This is a genomic window from Brumimicrobium aurantiacum (assembly GCF_003402975.1).
In the GTDB taxonomy this organism is placed as follows: domain Bacteria; phylum Bacteroidota; class Bacteroidia; order Flavobacteriales_D; family Crocinitomicaceae; genus Brumimicrobium; species Brumimicrobium aurantiacum.
This window is the reverse complement of the sequence record NZ_QURB01000019.1, coordinates 1-2,312: the sequence shown is the minus strand read 5'-3', so window position 1 is coordinate 2,312 and position 2,312 is coordinate 1. Positions and strand designations below refer to the sequence as shown.

The 2,312-nt window shown below is 33.5% G+C and carries 2 protein-coding genes; both read left to right on the top strand.

Annotated features, from left to right (window positions below):
- The first annotated feature begins 139 nt into the window (after positions 1 to 139).
- Positions 140 to 664 (top strand): hypothetical protein, encoded by a 525-nt coding sequence (locus DXU93_RS14905; protein ID WP_116882097.1) that lies wholly within the window; start codon positions 140 to 142, stop codon positions 662 to 664.
- Between the two features lie 246 nt (positions 665 to 910).
- Positions 911 to 2,107 (top strand): T9SS type A sorting domain-containing protein, encoded by a 1,197-nt coding sequence (locus DXU93_RS14900; RefSeq protein WP_165851436.1) that lies wholly within the window; start codon positions 911 to 913, stop codon positions 2,105 to 2,107.
- Positions 2,108 to 2,312 lie beyond the last annotated feature (205 nt).

The following is a 2,312-nucleotide window of genomic DNA, read 5'->3' as shown; positions in this document are numbered from 1 at the left end:
CTTCCGATAACACCCGCTAAGTATTATCGCCAACGAAACTTTTAAAATGAACATTTTGATTAAAATAAAATGACTACTTTAGACTAAATTAAAAATGAATGGCGACAATACGTAGCTTGGACGTTGGCGGTAATGTAAAATGACAAAAATTATAACCATATTATCTTTCATATTGACCATAAATGCTTTTGGACAAGAAGTTAATTATGAAATGAAAGCAATAGAGTACTACATAAATAATATTGAGTCAGATTCTACTTTTCACCAAGGATGTGACTGCGTCTATCATGATTACGACACAGAAAAAAAGCTAACTGTTTATGATTCCAGTTACTTAGAAATTAATCCTAGGATAGCATTTAATAAATTACAATTTGAGTGGACTGACTCATTACTATGGACAAATTTGAAAACTGAAAATATTCAAATACAGAATGACCAAAAATTAAATCGAATACAACTGACAAAGGACTTTAAAGATTTTGATCCAAATCACTACTTAATCCGTTTTTCAGAAAGGCTTGAGTACAAAACTTGGACAATTATTGAATTCAATATTAAAGGTGAAAAAATATGTTCAGGGATCAATTATTTTTTCCTTTTCAACGAAATGGGACAAGTAGAGAATTGTAAAATGATAATATGGTGTGACTCGCCAGGATAAAATAACACTACCTCCAACAAGGTGTATAGCCAATAGGGCATTTAGAGATAAATTGGAAGTCCTGTTCTCTGAGCAGGCAACGCCAAAACAAAGTTTTGACGTTTAACAAAAAAGAAAATTAAAAGTAAAAACGTTTGTTTTGGCTTAGTGGTAAACTGAAAGTGAAGTCCTTCGACCCTGCCCTACTGTCCATACACAGAACGTTAGTGGTAATATCGAACTCCAATAAAATCAAAAATAAAAATGATGAAAAGGTTTAAATTGGCAATTTTAGCCGTTATTTTCTCAGGTAATGTGATTTCGCAATGTATAAGTGAATTTGGCATTTGGAATAACAATGCAAATTTTATTATTGAATATTACCAAGATAAAGTCATAACTAGTACTACTTCTGGTATTCAATTTATAGATGTATCGAGCCCATCTTCACCCACACCGACGGCATCTTTAGGAAATCCTGCAAGCTTCCCTATGGCAATTGAGGTTGATGGTAATTACGCCTACTTTGGAGGTGGGATGAATCCATACTTCATGATTGCAGATATTTCAAATATCAACTTTCCTACTCAGGTTGGCATAACAACGAATCTTAGCGGAACAGCTTATGATATTGCTTTAAGTGGAAATTATGCTTTCATGCCTACTAGTTCTAGTATTTTATACGCTATTGACATCACGAATAAAACGACACCTTCAGTGGTTAGTAGTATAAACCTGGGAAGCTTTTCACAAGGCATAGCTATACAAGGAAACTATGCATTTGTAGGAACCAACGCTGGGCTTCAAGTCATTGATATTTCAGATCCCTTAAATATGACGATTGTGACAACATTTGGGGGAGGCTATGCTCAAATCGCTGCGGATTTAGCAAATAATCGTCTTTTTGTCTCGAAAACAGCTAGTGGTTTTGACGCAATAGACATTTCTGATCCGACCAATCCCGTGGGCCTATTTCAAGGTATAGGTGGAAACACATTAGGTAAACTAGTTTACAAAAACAACTACGTATTTCAAATTGGAACAAATGCAGTAAGTGCATTTCATATTACTCAGAATTCTTCGACTTATTTATGCTCCTATAACTCAACATTAAATGGTCAAATAAACTCTGTAGCAGTTAAGGATTCAGTCTTTTACGTAACTACAGTGAATGATTTCCACGTTTTAAATCTTAATGGAGCAATAATTGGATTGAATCACTTGGACAATACATCTAAATTAATAGCATATCCTAATCCAGCTAAAGAAAGTATTTATCTTGAAGTTCAAGATAATAAAACATACCTAATTGAAATTGTTGACACAAAAGGTAAGGCTCAATATTCAGATCAAATAATGTATGGGAAACTAGAAATAAATACTTCCAATTTAGAAAGTGGTATTTACTTCATCAGATCATATTCTGATGGAAATTTAATGATAACTAAATTTGTTAAACAATAAAATACCACTAACAAGCACTAAACAAAATGGCGCAATAATTAGAATCAAGAGATAGCGCCACTTCGCCTAGTGCAGAACCGTTAATCGTAAATAGTCCACCACGTGTAGGACAACCCACCCTCATATTGAACGCTTTATTTTTTCAAGATTTTTCTCCAAACTAAGAACGATAACCAGGTAATTTGCAAAATGATTTGGTTTTAAA